Below are 16253 nucleotides of genomic sequence, written 5' to 3'. Positions count from 1 at the left end.
AATCAGCCGCCCGAGACCGGCTCCCACTCGTGGCCGAACCAGCGCCGGATCCGCGACGCCCCGAACTCGGTCTTGTCGGAAGCCAGCGCCGCCGACGGCCCCTCGAGCGTGCCGACCGGCGGCTGCCCCGACCGGAACCGCACCTCGACCTTGGCCACCTCGTCCTGTCCGAACTCGAGGAAGCAGACCCCGACCCCGTCGTACTGCCGGTCGGGCGTGCGGCCCTGCACCAGGTCGACGATCCGGGACGCGGCGACGGCGGCCTGGCCCTCGGCGAACACCCCGGCCTTGGGCGTTCCCACGCTGGTGACGTCGCCCACCGCGTACACCTGCGGGAATCGGGTTTCGAGGGTGAGCGGGTCGACCGGGATCCACCCGTCGACGGCCAGACCCGATTCGGTCACCACCCGGGGCGCCCGATGGACGGGAACACCCAGGAACAGGTCGTACGGGATCTCGCCGCCGTCGCTGAGGACCGCCACCTTCCGGCCGGGGTCGAGGGACGTGATCAGCTTCGACCCGTGCCAGGCGATGCCCCGCTCCTCGAACGCGGCCAGCACCGCCTTCGAGGCGTCGGGCGACGGCGGGATCGGCGTGCCCAGGGGCATGACGAGCGCGATCTCCGACCGGTCGCGCAGGCCGCGCGCGGTGAGGAACTCGTGCACCAGCAGCGCGGTCTCGCTCGGCGCCGGCGGGCACTTGAACGGCGTCGACGTCACGCCGACGACCACCCGGCCGCCCTCGAACCGGTCCAGCGCGTCGCGGGCGGCGAACGCCCCGGCCACGGTGTAGAACTCGGTCCCGCCCTCGACCAGGCCGGGCGTCCCGGCCGGGTCCAGGTCGGCGCCGAGCGCCACCACCAGGATGTCGGCCTCGAAGTCGCCGGCGCTGGTGGTGACGTGCCGTCGCGCGGGGTCGATCGCCGTGACGGTGGCCGGGACGAACCGGACGCCGGGCTGGGCCATGGCCGCGTAACGGTGCAGCACGTGCTCGGCCGGCGCCCGGCCGAACATGACGTCGAGCTTGGAGAAGCCGAAGACGAACCCCTCGGCCTGATCGATCAGCGTCACCTCGGCGCCCGCGCCGCATCGCCCGGCCACCGTCGTCGCCAGTTCGAGGCCACCGAACCCGGCGCCCAGCACCACCACATGAGTCACCATCGCCGCAGCGTATCGGCTGGACACGGGCCCGAAAGCCCCGATCAGCCGCACTAATCCGTTCGCTCGGCGGAGCGCGCCTCGGTTACACCGGGCCGGGATGCGTGATACAAGGCAGTCATGTCCGGAGCGGAACTGTCCACGGCGTTCAAGGTCCTCGGCGCCATCGCCAAGCCCGCGACCGACCGGCTGAAGCGCAAGGAGGGCGTGGTCGCCGTCCTGCACAAGCTGGGCATGGCACCGGACGCGCCACCGCCCGACTTCGCCGGCGTCTACACGTACACGGTGGTCGAGTACTGCTACGGCAAGCCCGAGCCGGTGCTGCGGCTGTTCCAGAACCAGTACGTGCGCGCGGCTTTCGAGCGGTCCTTCGTCACCGGCGACCCGGCCCACCTCGACCGCGAGGTCACCGAGATCCTCCAGTGGAACGAGGAGACCGGCGCGCTCGGCCGCCTCGACTACAACCTGGCCCGCGAGGTCACCGGCTTCTCGATCGTCTTCAACCGGCTGGTCGACCGCACCCGCACCGCCGCCGAGACCCGGATGGAGCGCGGCGTCAACGACATCCAGGAGTCGCTCGCCGGGCTGATCAAGCGGATCGACCGGATGAACACCCGCGAGGAGATCCTGCGGCAGGAGGGCGGGGAGGTCACCCCGATCCGGCACCTGGCCAACGAGGTACGCGAGTGGTTCGCCGCCGTGGAGTACCGCATCCTCCGCGAGGTCGAGTCCACGCCGGCCGAGTTCGTCTGGCTGGTCCGGGTGCCGGCCCGCCGCGGCTACGACACCGCGGTCGTCCTCGGCAAGAGCGGCGAGCTCAGCGCCCCCGACGTCACCCGGGCCGCCGAGCTGGTGGCGGCCCATGACGCGTCCGAGGGCTGGGTGATCGTGCCGCAGCGGATCAGCAACGCCGCCCGCGCCGCCGACGAGCAGCTCGACCAGGTCTTCTGCTACACGCTCGACGAGCTGATCGACGAGAGCGCCGACTTCGAGCCCTACCTGGAGTGGCTCGAGCGCGAGGTCCGCGACCGCCGGATCGAGCAGCGGTTCGTGCCGCTGTCCTGCGTCAAGGACGAGCCCGACCGGCGCACCGGCCGGATCGCGGCGCGGAGCGTCTACCCGTGGCGGGAGGGCGGGCTCGGCGAGTACGTGCGCTCCTGGATGGACGACGACGCCAAGGAGCACCTGTCGATCCTCGGCGAGTTCGGCATGGGCAAGAGCTGGTTCAGCCTCCACTTCGCCTGGACGGTCGCTCAGGAATGGCGGGCGGCCAAGGCCTCCGGCCGCAAGCGCCCGCGCCTGCCGCTGGTGATCCCGCTGCGCGACTACGCCAAGGCGGTCAGCCTCGAGTCGCTGTTCAGCGAGTTCTTCTTCCGCAAGCACGAGATCCTGCCCGGCGGGTACGGCGTCTTCGAGGCGCTCAACCGGATGGGCCGGCTGCTGCTGATCTTCGACGGCTTCGACGAGATGGCGGCCCGGGTCGACCGCCAAGCGATGATCAACAACTTCTGGGAGCTGGCCCGGGCCGTCGTCCCCGGCTCGAAGGTGCTGCTCACCTGCCGCACCGAGCACTTCCCGGAGGCGCGCGAGGGCCGCGACGTGCTCAGCGCCCGGCTGGTCGCCTCGACCCAGGCGCTGACCGGCGAGCCGCCGCAGTTCGAGGTGGTCGAGCTCCAGCCGTTCGACGACGAGCAGGTGGGTGAGCTGCTCGACCGGCTGACGACCGGCGCCACCAAGGAGGCGGTCCTGCAGAACCAGGACCTGGTCGACCTGATGCGGCGCCCGGTCATGGCCGACCTCGTGCTCTCGGCGCTGCCCGCCATCGAGCGCGGCGCCCGGATCGACATCTCCCGGGTCTACCTGTACGCGGTGCAACAGAAGATCGACGCCGACATCCGGGCCGAGCGCACGTTCACGTCGCTGGCCGACAAGGTCTACTTCCTGTGCGAGCTGTCGGCGTACATGCTCAAGGAATCGATTTTGAGCATCAACTACCGCGCCATCCCCGACCACATCCGCGCCTGCTTCGGCCCCGCCGTCCAGGAACAGCGCGACCTCGACCACTGGCACTACGACATGCTCGGCCAGACGATGCTGGTCCGGAACGCCGACGGCGACTACTCCCCGGCCCACCGCTCGCTGCTGGAGTTCTTCGCCGCCTACAAGATCGCCGCCGAGCTGGGCGTGATGAACGAGGACTTCATGGCCCTGGCCGGCTCGGCCACCCCGGCCGGCGACCCGTCGTTCACCTGGTCCGAGCTGCCGTCGACGTCGGCCGCCGACCGCGCGTCGGCGAGCGGCTGGCGAGCCGAGGAGCCCGGGCGGCTCGTCGAGACGCTGGGCGAGTGGGCGGGCACGCCGGCGGTCTTCGACCTGATGATGCCGATGCTCGTGGCCGGCGTCGCCGAGCCGCTGATCGCGCTGCTCCGGGCCGCCTCCGGGATCGGCTCGGCTCCCGGGGGATACCTGGGATCGAACATCATCGAGATCCTCGCGCGGATCGACACCGGGGTGCTGCGCGGCCGGATGCTCGACGACGCGAACCTGTTCCTGGCCCAGTTCGACCGGGGCGATCGGAGCATGGATCTCACCGGCGCCTCGCTGCGCGGCGCCCTGCTCGAGGCCACGGACTTCGAGGACGCCGACCTCAGCGGCGCCGACTTCACCGGGGCGCGGTTCGGCGGGATGCAGTACCTCGGCTTCGAGCGGGGCGCGGCCCACGCCGTCGGGTGCCGCGGCGATCTGCCGGTCTACTGCCTCACCCGGGACAACAAGATCTACCGGTGGGACCGGTCCGCGCCGCCGGTCGTCGTCTTCGACGCCGGCGACCGCCTGGACGACCTGACGGTCTTCCCGGACGGCCTCCTCCTGGTCGTCTACCAGGAGCACGAGAAGTCGTCCTCGGGCTACGCCGGGGTGCTGCTCGACCCGGCCGGGACGGTCTCGCCGGTTCCCGTCCTCGGCCAGTCCGGCGACGGCCTCCACGTCGACGGCGTCAACTACCTGCTCGAGCTCCACCAGGGGGACGACGGGTGGCTGATCACGATCCGGGAGCTCGCGGCCGGCGTCGTGGCGTCGACCGTCGCGGTGCCGGGCACCGACGTCTACTTCGAGGTCAACGCGGCCGGCCGGGTCTTCGGCCTGACCACGCTCGAGTCGCGGGACGGCGTGGCCGACGTGGAGGTCTTCGAGGTGACCTACTCGGCCGCGGGGTTGAGCTACCGCCCGCATCGGACGGTCCGGCTGCCCGACGGCGACAGCATGAATCTGGAGTTGTACGGCGAGGCCGGCGCGGCGGTGATCGGTTTCACCGATGACGGCGGTGTGCGGCTCCAGCTGTTCGACCTGGACGCGGGCACGGCGCGAACGGTCGACTTCCCGCCCGAGGTGGCGCCCTACGAGTCGCTGACCCTCGGGTACCCGGCCAAGTATTCACGCCTCTACAAATTGAGCCACGACGGCGGCCTCGCCGCGGTGTCCGTCGACGGCGGCGTCGTGGTGGCGAAGCCCCGCGAGCCGGGCCGCCCCCTCCTCCGGATCGACGACGGCCGCAACGTCACCTCCTTTGTGTTCGACCGCCACGACGCCCTGATCGTCAGCGACGCGTACGGCGGCCTCGCCGCCTACGACCTCGGATCGGGCAAGGAGATCGCCTCCGCGAACCTCAGCACCAAGGTCCGCGGCGCGATCTTCCGAGAGACCGCCGGCCTCGCGCCCGAGGTCGCCCGGTACCTGGCCCGCAACGGCGCGATCGTCGACTAGTAGTGCTTTGTCATGGTCCTCTTCCCGTGCGGTGATTGCGTTGCGGGAAGCGGGTTTGGCAGGTGGGGCAGGTGCCGATGAGGCGGGCGAGCAGGTGTTGCAGGCGTCGAAGTACGGCGTAGAGAGTCATTCCGGCGCACGGGTTTTGGGGTCCATTCGCTGCAGGGTGAGGAACGCGTGGGCGGCGGAGCCGAGGGTGGTGTGGTGGTGCCAGCCTGGCCAGGTGCGGCCCTCGTAGTGGTCCAGCCCGAGACCGGTTTTGACTTCGCGGTAGTCGTGTTCGATGTGCCAGCGCAGCTTCGCCAGCCGGATCAGAGTGCGTTTCGCGGTGGTGGCGGGCAGGTTCGACAACCGGTACTTGACCGGCTCAGGCTCACCGGTCGGCCATTCGGCGATCAGCCACGCCTCGGGCAGATCCTGGCCCAGGTTGGCCGACCGGATGGCCGGCCCGGCCGGGCGGACCCGTGGGAAACAAACTTCGAGCTCATCGGCACTGCTCGGCCGTTGCGGTGGCGGGAGCTGTCGCGCCAGGTGACTCTGCGGGCCTACTAGGCCGGGACCAGCTCGGGTTCCGGGGTGGCGACCGCCGCGCGCGGCCGGCGGCAGAGGGCCAGGGCCGGGACCATGACGGCGGCGGTGAGCAGGAACGCGAGCGGGAAGCCGGCCGAGGAGACGATCAGGCCGACGCCGATCGCGCCGACGGCCATGCCCAGGTCGTAGGCGGCGTTCCAGATCGCGCTGACCCCGCTGTAGGACGAGAGCGGCACGCTCGCGTACATCATGGTGAGGGTGGCGTTCTGCAGGATGCCGAAGCCGGCGCCGAAGACGGCCGCGCCGATCAGGATCGCGGCGGGGGAGCCGACCAGGGCGAGCGCGCCCATCCCGCCGATCGACAGGAGCATGCCGGGGACCAGCAGGCGGGCCTGGCCGACACGGTCGCCGATCCGGCCCGCCAGCCAGCGGAACGCGGTCGCGACGGCCGGCTGCACCAGCAGCGCGATCGACGCCTGGGCGCCGGAGACGGCCAGCGGCAGGAAGGTGACCATGACGCCGGCCGCGGAGGTGCAGGCGGCGAAGACGATCGCGGGCCGGACCACCGGGCGCAGCGCGTGCCGTTCCCCGGACGGCGGCGGCGCCGAGCGCGGCAGGGCGGGCAGCGCGGGCAGGGCGGCCAGCGGGGCGGCGGCGGTCAGCGCGAAGACCAGCCCGAAGCCGTACCGGCCGGCCAGCCACATGCCCAGCGGCATGGCCAGCAGCGAGCACACCCCGCTGACCAGGCCGACCACCGCGACGCCCTGGCCGCGGCGGCTCGCCGAGACCATCGAGGCGGTCAGCGCGCCGCCGGCGACGGTGGCGATCGCGAAGCCGACGCCGCGCACCGCGTTGACGGCGACGACCAGGGCCGGCGCGTCGAACCGCAGGAACAGCAGGGCCGGCGCGCCGAGCAGGATCAGCCCGGTCGCGAGCGTCAGCCGGTAGCCGAGCCGGGCCACGATGCGGGGCGTGACCAGCTCGAACAGCACGGTCGCGACCAGGAACGCGCCGGTGGCGAGCCCGGCCGAGGACGCCTGGGCGAACAGCGGGACGACGGCGAGCGGCAGGTAGAAGCCGAGCGACGAGCCGGCGATCGGGGCGAGAGCGGCAACCTTCATGCCGTCGACGCTAGGCGCGAAGTGGCTCACTGCTATGGTCCGATTCCATGGCGATCGAGTGGTCCGGTTGGGGTCCGCACCTGCTTCTCGAGCTCGACCGCGCCTCGGCGACCCCGTTGCGCGCGCAGGTCGAGCACCATCTGCGGGCGGCGATCCGGGAGGGCCGGCTGGCGGCGGGGGAGCGGCTGCCGTCCTCGCGCGCGCTCGCGGCCCATCTCGGCCTCTCCCGCGGCCTCGTCCAGGACAGCTACGCGCAACTTCAGGCCGAGGGCTACCTGACCTCGCACGTCGGCTCGGCCACGCGGGTGGCGCTCTCGGCGGCATTCAAGACCCCGGCGCCCGTACGCCGCCCGCGGCCCCCGGCGCCGCCGCTGATCGCCGATTTCCAGTCCGGCGTGCCCGACCTGCGGGAGGCGCCCCGGCAGGACTGGGCGTGGGCGGTCGGCCAGGTCTGCCGGTCGGCGGCGAACAGCGCGTTCGACTACGGCCCGCCCGAGGGTCAACCCCGGCTGCGCGAGATCCTGGCGTCCTACCTGCGGCGGGTGCGGTCGATCGACGCGTACGCGGATCAGGTCGTGGTCTGCACGGGATTCGCCCAGGGGCTGGGGCTCGTCCTGCGGGTGCTCGCCGGCCGCGGCCACACCACCGTGGCCTTCGAGGATCCGGGCGCGGTGCGGACCGCGAAGGCGGCCGCCGTCGGCGCGGGAATGACCGCTGTGCCCGTACGCGTGGATGACCGTGGTCTTGATGTTGACCTTCTCGACCGGACCGGGGCGCGCGTCGTGATCGTGACGCCCGCGCACCAGTGGCCGACCGGGGTCGTGATGGATCCGTCGCGGCGGCATGCCCTGCTGGCGTGGGCGCGGGAGCGGGACGCCGTGATCATCGAGGACGACTACGACGCCGAGTTCCGGTACGACCGCGACCCGGTCGGCGCCCTCCAGGGCCTCGCGCCGGACCGGGTCGTCGCGATCGGCACGGTCAGCAAGTCCCTGGCGCCCGCGCTGCGTCTCGGCTGGGTGGTGGCGCCCGTGGACCTGATCGACGACGTGGTGGAGGCCAAGCTGGTCGCCGACCGGGGCTCGTCCGGTATCGATCAGCTGGCGCTGGCGACGCTGATCGAGTCCGGCCGGTACGACCGCCACCTGCGCCGGATGCGATCGGTCTACTCGTCCCGGCGGGAGGCGCTGATCGCGGCGCTCGGCGACGTCCCGCTGACCGGCCTGGCGGCCGGCTTCCACGCGGTCGCCCACCTGCCGTCCGCGGTCGCCGAGCGGGATGTCGTCGACGAGGCCCGGGCCCGTCAGGTCGGCGTCTACGGCATGACCGAGTACCGCGTGGCCCCTGGCCCGCCCCGGCTGGTGATCGGCTTCGGGAACACGCCGGCGCCGGCGATCACCGCGGGCATCGCGGCGATCGCCGATCTCCTGCGTTAGATGGTGAACCCGCCGTCGACGTTGACGGTCGCGCCCGTGACGTACCGCCCGCCCTCGCCGGCCAGGAACGCCACCGCCGCCGCCACGTCCGCCGGCGTCGCGTAGTGCCCCAGCGCCGTCAGCCCGCCGATCGTCTCCGCGAACGGGCCGTCGGCCGGGTTCAGGTCGGTGTCGGTCGGCCCCGGGTTGACCAGGTTCACCGTGATCGCCCGCGGCCCGAGCTCCCGCCCCAGCGCCTTCGTGAGCCCGATCAGCGCGGTCTTGCTCATCGAGTAGATCGCGAAGCCCGGGAAGACCGCCCGCTCGGCGACGTTGCTGCCGATGTTGATGATCCGCCCGCCCGCGGCCATGTGGCGTACGGCCGCCTGCGAGGCCACGAACGGCGCCCGCACGTTGACCGCCACCGTCCGCTCGAAGTCGCCCAGATCCAGCTCCTCGAGCGGCCCGATCAGGTACGCCCCCGCGTTGTTGACCACGATGTCCAGCCGTCCGAGCTCGGCCGCCGCCCGCTCGACGGCCGCGACCACCGCCGCCGGGTCCCCGCTGTCGGCCCGCGCGACCACCGCCCGGCGCCCGGTCGCCCGGATCCGCCCGGCCACCGCCGCGGCCTTCTCCTCGTCCTGCTGGTACGTCAGCATCACGTCGGCGCCGCCCTCGGCGAGCCGCACCGCGACCGCCGCCCCGATCCCGCGCCCGCCGCCGGTGACCAGCGCGACCTTGCCCTCGAGTCCCTTGTCGCTCATGAGGGGAAAGCCTGGCCGCCGCGGCGGACGGCGTCTGGCGGTCATCGGACGTCTGCTTACATGGCCACTATGGAGAGTCAGACCGGCCCGGTGCGCGGCGCGGGCTGCGGCGCGGCCGTCCTGTTGGTGGCCGTCGTGCCGATCGGCGTGGTCTGGCTCCTGCTCCGATGGTTCGGCGCCGCCGTGCCCACCCTCGCCGACCTCGGCTCGGGCCCGCCCGCAGCCTCGGCTGGGTCGCGCTCAGCACCGCCGCCGCGGTCCCGGTGCTGGCCGTCGGCCTGGCCCTGATCGCCACCATGTTCATGACCGACCAGGTACCCTCCCCGGCCCCGCGCCGGCTGTACCTGGCCTGGCTGCTCGCCCTCCTCCCGGCGCTCGACGTGGTGGTCGTCGTCGCGGCCTGGATCGCCCGCGCGTTCGGCCAGATCGACGCGGCCCGCTTCCTCGCCCTCGGCCCCTGGCTGATCGCGCCGGCGCTGGCCCTCACGGCGGCCGTCGTCTACAGCGCCTTGGCCGCCCCGCCGACGGGCACTCGGCGTTGACCGGCGCCTCGGCTTCACCGCCGGCCGCACCACGCCGCCGGCGGTGAAGTGCCCGAGGCGCCGGATGGCGTCCGGCGTCAGGGTTTGAGGGCCTTCTTGACGGCCTTGGGCGTCGCATTGCCGGCCAGCTCCGTGACCCGGTCGCCGAGGAGGGCCGACCGCGCCCGCTCGGTGCGGTTCTGCCGGGCGAAGAAGTAGGTCGGAATCGTCGCCACCGTGACGCCCAGCAGAGCCGAGCCGCTGCTCCAGATCACGGCGAAGTCCTGGTTCTTCGCGGGGCCACTCTCCTTGTCAGGCATGGCTTCTCCCTAGCCGGTGCGGCCGCCGCTGGCGTTGAGTTCGTGGATCAGGTCGACGAGAGGGCGCGCCGCCTCGACCGCGTGGCGGATGATGGTCGGGATCGCCACCCACAGCGGATCCCAGAAATGCACCACGTGAATGGCGGCGGTGCGGCGGGCGATCTCCTCGCCCACGTCTTCGGTCCAGAAGTCCGTGCGGTCGCTGCGCCCGATCGCGGTGCCGTCGACCCCGAACCGGCGCGCCGTGGTGGCGCCGATCGTGATGCCGCCGGCGTCCTCGAAGAACATCTGGACCGCGCCGTTGTACCCACCGAACGACGTGCGCGTGAGCGTCCGGGTGGTGGCGTCGACATGGCCGCCGCGCAGCATGACTCCGTGCGTGATCATGCGATGCGTGTAGCCGAGATCGCTGTCCAGGTCGATCGCGATCTCCGTGGGCAGCGGCGACACGTAGCCCTCGACGCGAACGAACCGGTATCCCGCCTCGAGCGCGCTCCGCTCACCTTCCGCCGTAGCGGTCGTGAAGTTGTCGGCACGACCGGGGCTCCGGAACAACTTGAGCGGAACGGTGCCCGGCAGCTCCGCCTCGAGCACGTAGGCCTCGTCCCGCGAATAGAGGTAGCCGGCGGCCGCGGCGTCGCGGTCGCCCTCCGGAGTGGCGGTGGTGAAGTTGTCGCCGCGGCCGGGATTGAAATACGACCGCAGAGGCACCACGCCCGGCTCCGACCTGCGCTCCTTCGTCCGGCGATGGCACTGTCGGATCGATGGTCGGCCCGCGCCGGGCCGGGACGGATGAGCCGGTCGTCCCGGCCCACCCGGGAGGACCGCCCGGGCAATCGGGGACCGCCCCGCTATGGTTCGGAAATGAAGCGGACCGCGCTGGTCACCGGCGCCTCCTCGGGCATCGGCCGGGCGACCGCGACGGCCCTGGCCGCGCGCGGCTACCGGGTGCTGGGCACCAGCCGCAAGCCGGACGGGCAGCGGCTCGACGGGGTCGAGTTCGTGCCGCTCGATCTCGAGTCGCCGGCGTCGATCGAGGAGCTGGCGGCGTCGGTGGGCGACGTGGACGTGCTGGTCAACAACGCGGGCGAGAGCCAGTCCGGGCCGTTCGAGGAGTTGCCGGCCGCCGCGCTGACCCGGCTGTTCCAGGTCAACGTGCTCGGCCCGGTCCGCCTCAGCCAGCTGCTGCTGCCGGGCATGCGCGCGCGGGGTCACGGCCGGGTCGTGATGGTCGGGTCGATGCTGGCGAGCTTCCCGCTGGCGTACCGCTCGTCCTATGTCGCGACCAAGGCCGCCCTGAAGGGGTTCGCGAACGGCGCCCGCCACGAGTTCTCGCCCTTCGGCGTCTGGATCACCACCGTCGAGCCCGGCTCGATCAACACCGGGATCAGCGAGCGGCGGACGAAGTACGTGGCGGCCGACTCCCCGCATCGGCGCGACTTCGAGCGGATGCTGGCGGCGCTCGACCGCAACGAGCGCGCCGGCATCGGGCCCGGCCGGGTGGCCGAGGTCATCGTCAAGGCGATCGAGACCCCCAGACCGAGGCAGCGGTACGCGGTGGGCAGCAACGCCCCCGTCGTCTTCACCCTGCGGCGCGTCGTCCCCACGGCGCTCGTCGAGAAGCTCACCCACCGCCGCCACGATCTGCGCCGCTGACAGGCCCGTTCGGGCAGCCCCGACGACCGAACGGGCAGAGTTCGGGCTTCCCGGCGGACGGTGCCGGGAAGCCCGGGTCTCAGGCCTTCTCCACCTCGACCTCGGTGATCAGCACCCGGTCGGGGCCCGTCTCACGGATGGCGCCGGTCAGCGTGACCGCGCCGCGGCAGGGCAGGTCCCCGGCCGAGGCGCCGACCATGATCTCGAGCCGGCCGGGCTCGACGATCCGGCGCAGGTCGCGGCCGGTGAAGGCGGTGCGGTCGGTGTGCACCAGGAAGCGCACGTCCTTGGCCTCGCCCGGCTCGAGCGGCACCCGGGCGAAGCCGGTGAGCTGCTTGACCGGGCGGGTCACCTGGGCGACCACGTCGTGCAGGTAGAGCTGGACGACCTCGTCGCCGGCCCGCTCGCCGGTGTTGCGCACCCGCACGGTCACCGTGAACTCGCCGTCGGTCGGCACCGTCTCGTCGCTGATCCGCAGGTCGTCGATGGCGAACGTGGTGTACGACCGGCCGTGCCCGAACGGGAACAGCGGGGTCGGGTCGAGGTTGCTGATCTCGCTCTTCTCGGCGCCCAGCGGCGGCTGGAGATAGGTGCCGGGCTGGCCGCCGGGGGTCTTGGGGATCTGCACCGGCAGCTTGGCGCCCGGCTGCACCCGGCCGGAGAGCACGCCCGCGATCGCGGCGCCGCCCTCCTCGCCCGGCATGAACGCCTGCACCAGGGCCGCCGCCTCGCCGGCCACGTCGCCCAGCGCGTACGGCCGGCCGGAGACCACCACGACCACCACCGGGGTGCCGGTCGCCAGCAGCTCCTTCAGCAGGTCCCCCTGCAGGCCGGGCAGGCGCAGCTCGTCGGCGTCGCAGCCCTCGCCCGAGGTGCCGCGGCCGAACAGCCCGGCCAGGTCGCCGACCATCGCGACGCAGACATCCGCGTCCTTGGCCGCCGCCACCGCGGCCGCGAAGCCCGACCGGTCGTCGCCGATGACCGCGCATCCCTGCTCGTAGACCAGGTCGGCGCCGGCGAGCTCGGCCCGCAGGGCGTCGACCGCGGTCGGCACCTCGAGGCCGAGGCCGATCTCGGGATAGCGGGGCAGGACGTGGTTGGGGAAGGCGTAACAGCCCATGAACGTACGCGGGTCGGCCGCGCACGGCCCGACCACGGCGACCTTGCGCAGGGCCGGGTCCAGCGGCAGCGCCGTGCCCGGGTCGAGCAGGATCACCGACTTCTCCGCCATCTCCCGGGCCAGCGCCCGGTTGGCGGGGGAGTCGAGGTCGACCGCGGCGGCGCCGGCCACCGACTTCTCCGGCGTCCAGTCCGCGTCCAGCAGGCCGAGCTCGGCCTTCTGGGTCAGCAGCCGCCGGGCGGCCCGGTCGATCAGCTCCTCGGGGACCTTGCCGATCAGGCCGGTGCCGAAGCCGAGGGTGTCGGGCAGTTCCACGTCGATGCCGGCGGCCAGGGCCTGGGCGCCGGCGTCGTCGAGGTCCTCGGCGGTGCGGTGCATGATCGCCAGGAACGGCACCGCCCAGTAGTCGCTGACCACGGTGCCGGTGAAGCCCCACTGCTCGCGCAGCACCTCGGTGAGCAGCCACGGGTCGGCGGCGGCCGGCACGCCGTCGACGTCCGAGTACGAGTTCATCACCGAGCCGACCCCGGCCGTACGCACCGAGGTCTCGAAGGTCGGCAGGATGACGTCCATCAGCTCCCGCCGGCCCATCGGCACCGGCCCGTGGTTGCGGGCGCCGCGCGAGGCCGAGTACCCCGCGAAGTGCTTCAGCGTGGCGATCACCCCGGCGCCCTGCAGGCCGCGGACATACCCGGCGCCGAGCAGGGCGACCAGGTACGGGTCCTCGCCCATCGTCTCCTCGACCCGTCCCCACCGGTAGTCGCGCACGACGTCGAGCACGGGGGAGAGGCCCTGGTGCACGCCGAGGGCCGCCATGTCGCGCCCGATGTGGGCGGCCATCCGCTCGACCAGCTCGGGGTCGAAGGTGGCGCCCCAGGCGATCGCGGCCGGGTAGACGGTGGCGCCGAAGGAGGTGAAGCCGGTCAGGCACTCCTCGTGGACGAGCGCGGGCACGCCCAGGCGCGAGCCGTCCAGCACCACGTGGTGCTGACGGATCACCTCGGCGGCGCCCTCGGACACGGTGAGCGGCACACTGCCGTACACGCGGGTGAGATGACCAAGTCCGTTCCGGCTCGCCTCGCCCAGCGTGACCGTGCGGGAGGCCGCGAAAGCGTCCTGCATCGGCGCGACGTTATGGGCGTCTTCGGAGTCGCCAGGCGCTTCGTCCGATTCCGATGGGTCCATGTCGTTGCCCACCCATCGGCTGCCGAGTTGGGCTAGTTTCTCCTCGACGGTCATCGCGGCCAGCAGAAACTCGACACGCTCCGCCACGGGTAGGGCCGGGTCCTGCCATGGCTTGGTCGACTGCTCTGCGGTCACGGCGTTGCTCCTAAAAAGTTATCCAACAAGTTCCGAAACTTTCAGTACTTTCACAGCATGAATTATCGGTCGAAGGGGGCTTGACCGTGGGGGTCCCGCTCGGGTCCACTCTTGCCGTGGGAGCGCGCCCAGAGCAAGACCCTTGACATGATCAAGCCGAAACCCTACGTTAACGAAACCTCACGTTAACTTGCGGTCGTCATGCGAAAGTTGCAGTCTTTGTGACGACGGCAACCCCATCCCCACGACGATCCACTCGCCGCGGCAGGACGCGGCGCTCGAGTACGGAGATCAGCGTGACCAATAGTAATTTCTCCCGGCGTAACTTTCTGGGTCTGGCCGCGGGGGCTGCGGGTGCTGCGGCCCTCGCGGCTTGTGGCAGTTCGGGCCCGTCCGACAAGGGCGGCAGCAGCGGTGGCGGTTCGAAGGGCGGCGCCAGCTACTGGTCGCTCTCCGGTGAGCCCGGCCAGCCGATTCGCCAGGCGGCGATCGACCGGTTCAACAAGGCGAACGCCGACACCAAGATCACCCCGACGTTCTTCCAGAACGACGCCTACAAGCAGAAGATCAAGACCGCGATCGGTGCCGGCCAGGCCCCGACGATGATCTGGGGCTGGGGCGGTGGCGGCCTCAAGTCGTACGTCGACGCCAGCCAGGTTGTGGACCTGACCGACTGGCTCGGCCAGAACGCCGCGGTCAAGGACAAGATCCTGCCGTCGTCGTTCGGCGCCGGCACGGTCAACGGCAAGGTCTACGCGCTGCCGATCGAGACCGTGCAGCCGATCGTGCTGTTCTACAACAAGAAGGTCTTCGAGAAGGTCGGTGTCGAGCCGCCGAAGACGTACGGCGACATCCTCAACCTGATCCCGAAGTTCAACGCCAAGGGCATCGCGCCGTTCTCGCTCGCCGGTCAGTCCCGGTGGACGAACATGATGTGGCTCGAGTTCATGCTCGACCGCAACGCCGGCTCGGAGGTGTTCAACAACGTCTTCGCGGGCAAGGCGGGCTCCTGGTCCGACCCGGCCGTGCTGGACATGTTGACCAAGGTCCAGGACCTGGTGAAGGGCAAGGCGTTCATCAACGGCTTCTCGTCGATCACCGCCGACTCGAACGCCGACCAGGCCCTGCTCTACACCGGCAAGGCCGCCATGATGGTGCACGGCTCCTGGTCGTACGGCATCCAGAAGGCCAACGGCGGCGACTTCGTCAAGTCGGGCGGCCTGGGCTGGATGAACTTCCCGCCGATCGAGGGCGGCAAGGGCGACCCGACCAACACCGTCGGCAACCCCGGCCAGTACCTCTCGATCTCGGCCAAGGCGAGCGCCGCCGAGCAGGACGTGGCGAAGAAGTTCTTCTCCACCACCCTGGTCGACGACGACGAGAAGGCCGGCTGGGTCAAGTCCGGTGGCGTCCCGGTCCTCAAGGACGCGGACAGCCTGTTCACCGGTGACGACGCGCAGTTCCTCAAGGACATGTCGTCGATCGCGCAGAACGCCAAGACCTTCGCCCAGTCGTGGGACCAGGCGCTCAGCCCGACGGCGGCCGAGACCCTGCTCGACAACATCGCGAAGCTGTTCCAGCTCCAGGTCACCCCGCAGCAGTGGGTCGACAACATGAACGGGGTCATCGGCAAATGACGACGCTCGCTCCGCCCGCCGTACGTCGCGGCCAGGAGCCAACGACCGCCAAAGGCGGGCGGAGCGGCTCCGTCGGATGGATGGCTATACCCGCGCTGCTGATGTTCACGATGTTCGGGCTCATCCCGCTGCTCGGTGTGTTCGTGCTCAGCTTCACCACGTGGGACGGCATCGGTGACATTCACTTCACCGGTCTGACCAGCTGGAAGGCCGAGCTGACCGATCCCGGTCTCCCGCACTCGCTGTGGGTGACCTTCGAGATCATGATCATCTCGTGGCTCGTGCAGACGCCGCTGTCGATTTTGATCGGTGTGTTCCTGGCGGCGTTCAAGAAGTACCGCGGCGTCCTGGCGGTGCTGTACTTCATCCCGCTGCTGCTGTCCTCGGCGGCCATCTCGATCACGTTCAAGGCGCTGCTCGACCCGAACTTCGGCCTCGGCGCCGGCTTCGGGCTCGACTTCCTGAAGCAGGACTGGCTCGGCGACCCGCAGCTCGCCATCGGCGTGCTGATCTTCGTCGTGTCCTGGCAGTACATCCCCTTCCACTCCTTGATCTACCAAGGCGCGGTCCGGCAGATCCCGACGTCGATGTACGAGGCGTCCATGATCGACGGAGCGGGCCGGGTGCGGCAGTTCTTCTACATCACGCTGCCGCAGATCAAGTACACGATCATCACGTCGTCGACGCTGATGGTCGTGGGCTCGCTGACCTTCTTCGATCTGATCTACGTGCTCACCGGTGGCGGTCCCGGCGACTCCACCCGTGCGCTGGCGCTGGAGATGTATCAGAAGGGCTTCATGGCGAACCTCATGGGCCCGGCGAGCGCCATCGCCGTGATCCTGGTCCTGGTCGGTCTGATCCTCGCCCAGCTGCTGCGCCGCCTCGGCGGCCGCGGCGACGAGAGCATGCAGGAAGGTGTCTGACGTGAC

Annotated in this window: 12 protein-coding genes and 1 pseudogene; 6 read left to right on the top strand and 7 right to left on the bottom strand. The window is 71.3% G+C overall.

Annotation, left to right across the window (positions count from 1 at the left end; genetic code table 11):
- Window positions 1-2 precede the first annotated feature (2 nt).
- Window positions 3-1160 (bottom strand): NAD(P)/FAD-dependent oxidoreductase, encoded by a 1158-nt coding sequence (locus ACZ6TB_RS35470; protein ID WP_465562055.1) that lies wholly within the window; start codon window positions 1158-1160, stop codon window positions 3-5.
- Window positions 1161-1277: 117 nt separating this feature from the next.
- Here ACZ6TB_RS35470 and ACZ6TB_RS35465 point away from each other — a divergent pair, with 117 nt between their 5' ends.
- The gene (locus ACZ6TB_RS35465; protein WP_465562053.1) at window positions 1278-4919 is read left to right on the top strand and encodes an NACHT domain-containing protein; all 3642 of its coding nucleotides are present in this window, start codon (window positions 1278-1280) and stop codon (window positions 4917-4919) included.
- Between the two features lie 126 nt (window positions 4920-5045).
- On the opposite strand, the pseudogene ACZ6TB_RS35460 reads toward ACZ6TB_RS35465, so the two are convergent.
- Together ACZ6TB_RS35460 and ACZ6TB_RS35455 are read right to left on the bottom strand one after the other, a co-directional pair.
- A pseudogene (locus tag ACZ6TB_RS35460) lies at window positions 5046-5455 on the bottom strand (IS701 family transposase); the annotation flags it as partial.
- Window positions 5456-5467: 12 nt separating this feature from the next.
- The gene (locus ACZ6TB_RS35455) at window positions 5468-6571 is read right to left on the bottom strand and encodes an MFS transporter (protein ID WP_465562051.1); all 1104 of its coding nucleotides are present in this window, start codon (window positions 6569-6571) and stop codon (window positions 5468-5470) included.
- A 47-nt stretch (window positions 6572-6618) separates the two neighbouring features.
- Here ACZ6TB_RS35455 and pdxR point away from each other — a divergent pair, with 47 nt between their 5' ends.
- Window positions 6619-8007, top strand: a complete 1389-nt coding sequence (gene pdxR, locus ACZ6TB_RS35450) for a MocR-like pyridoxine biosynthesis transcription factor PdxR (protein ID WP_465562050.1) — start codon at window positions 6619-6621, stop codon at window positions 8005-8007.
- Here the strand turns inward: pdxR and ACZ6TB_RS35445 are convergent.
- Window positions 8004-8750, bottom strand: a complete 747-nt coding sequence (locus tag ACZ6TB_RS35445) for an SDR family NAD(P)-dependent oxidoreductase (protein WP_465562048.1) — start codon at window positions 8748-8750, stop codon at window positions 8004-8006. The genes pdxR and ACZ6TB_RS35445 overlap by 4 nt on opposite strands.
- A gap of 167 nt (window positions 8751-8917) precedes the next feature.
- On the opposite strand from ACZ6TB_RS35445, the gene ACZ6TB_RS35440 reads away from it, so the two are divergent.
- Window positions 8918-9292, top strand: a complete 375-nt coding sequence (locus ACZ6TB_RS35440) for a hypothetical protein (RefSeq protein WP_465562046.1) — start codon at window positions 8918-8920, stop codon at window positions 9290-9292.
- A 77-nt stretch (window positions 9293-9369) separates the two neighbouring features.
- On the opposite strand, the gene ACZ6TB_RS35435 is transcribed toward ACZ6TB_RS35440, so the two are convergent.
- Window positions 9370-9591, bottom strand: coding sequence for a hypothetical protein (locus ACZ6TB_RS35435; RefSeq protein ID WP_465562044.1), 222 nt, complete (start codon window positions 9589-9591; stop codon window positions 9370-9372).
- Window positions 9592-9600: 9 nt separating this feature from the next.
- Entirely contained in the window at window positions 9601-10305 is a 705-nt protein-coding gene (locus tag ACZ6TB_RS35430) for a hypothetical protein (RefSeq protein ID WP_465562042.1), read from the bottom strand.
- A gap of 150 nt (window positions 10306-10455) precedes the next feature.
- Here ACZ6TB_RS35430 and ACZ6TB_RS35425 point away from each other — a divergent pair, with 150 nt between their 5' ends.
- Window positions 10456-11247 carry an SDR family oxidoreductase gene (locus tag ACZ6TB_RS35425; protein ID WP_465562040.1) on the top strand — a complete coding sequence of 264 codons (792 nt, stop codon included), beginning with the start codon at window positions 10456-10458 and terminating at the stop codon, window positions 11245-11247.
- Between the two features lie 79 nt (window positions 11248-11326).
- On the opposite strand, the gene ACZ6TB_RS35420 is transcribed toward ACZ6TB_RS35425, so the two are convergent.
- Window positions 11327-13639 carry a glycoside hydrolase family 3 N-terminal domain-containing protein gene (locus ACZ6TB_RS35420; protein WP_465562367.1) on the bottom strand — a complete coding sequence of 771 codons (2313 nt, stop codon included), beginning with the start codon at window positions 13637-13639 and terminating at the stop codon, window positions 11327-11329.
- Between the two features lie 344 nt (window positions 13640-13983).
- On the opposite strand from ACZ6TB_RS35420, the gene ACZ6TB_RS35415 reads away from it, so the two are divergent.
- Together ACZ6TB_RS35415 and ACZ6TB_RS35410 are read left to right on the top strand one after the other, a co-directional pair.
- On the top strand, window positions 13984-15324 hold the full coding sequence (locus ACZ6TB_RS35415) for an extracellular solute-binding protein (protein ID WP_465562038.1): 1341 nt from the start codon (window positions 13984-13986) through the stop codon (window positions 15322-15324).
- An 80-nt stretch (window positions 15325-15404) separates the two neighbouring features.
- The gene (locus ACZ6TB_RS35410) at window positions 15405-16247 is read left to right on the top strand and encodes a carbohydrate ABC transporter permease (protein ID WP_465562036.1); all 843 of its coding nucleotides are present in this window, start codon (window positions 15405-15407) and stop codon (window positions 16245-16247) included.
- Window positions 16248-16253 lie beyond the last annotated feature (6 nt).

Source organism: Actinoplanes sp. NPDC051537, from assembly GCF_055586105.1.
The sequence above is the reverse complement of the archived record's forward strand: the minus strand, read 5'-3'. Positions and strand labels throughout refer to the sequence as shown.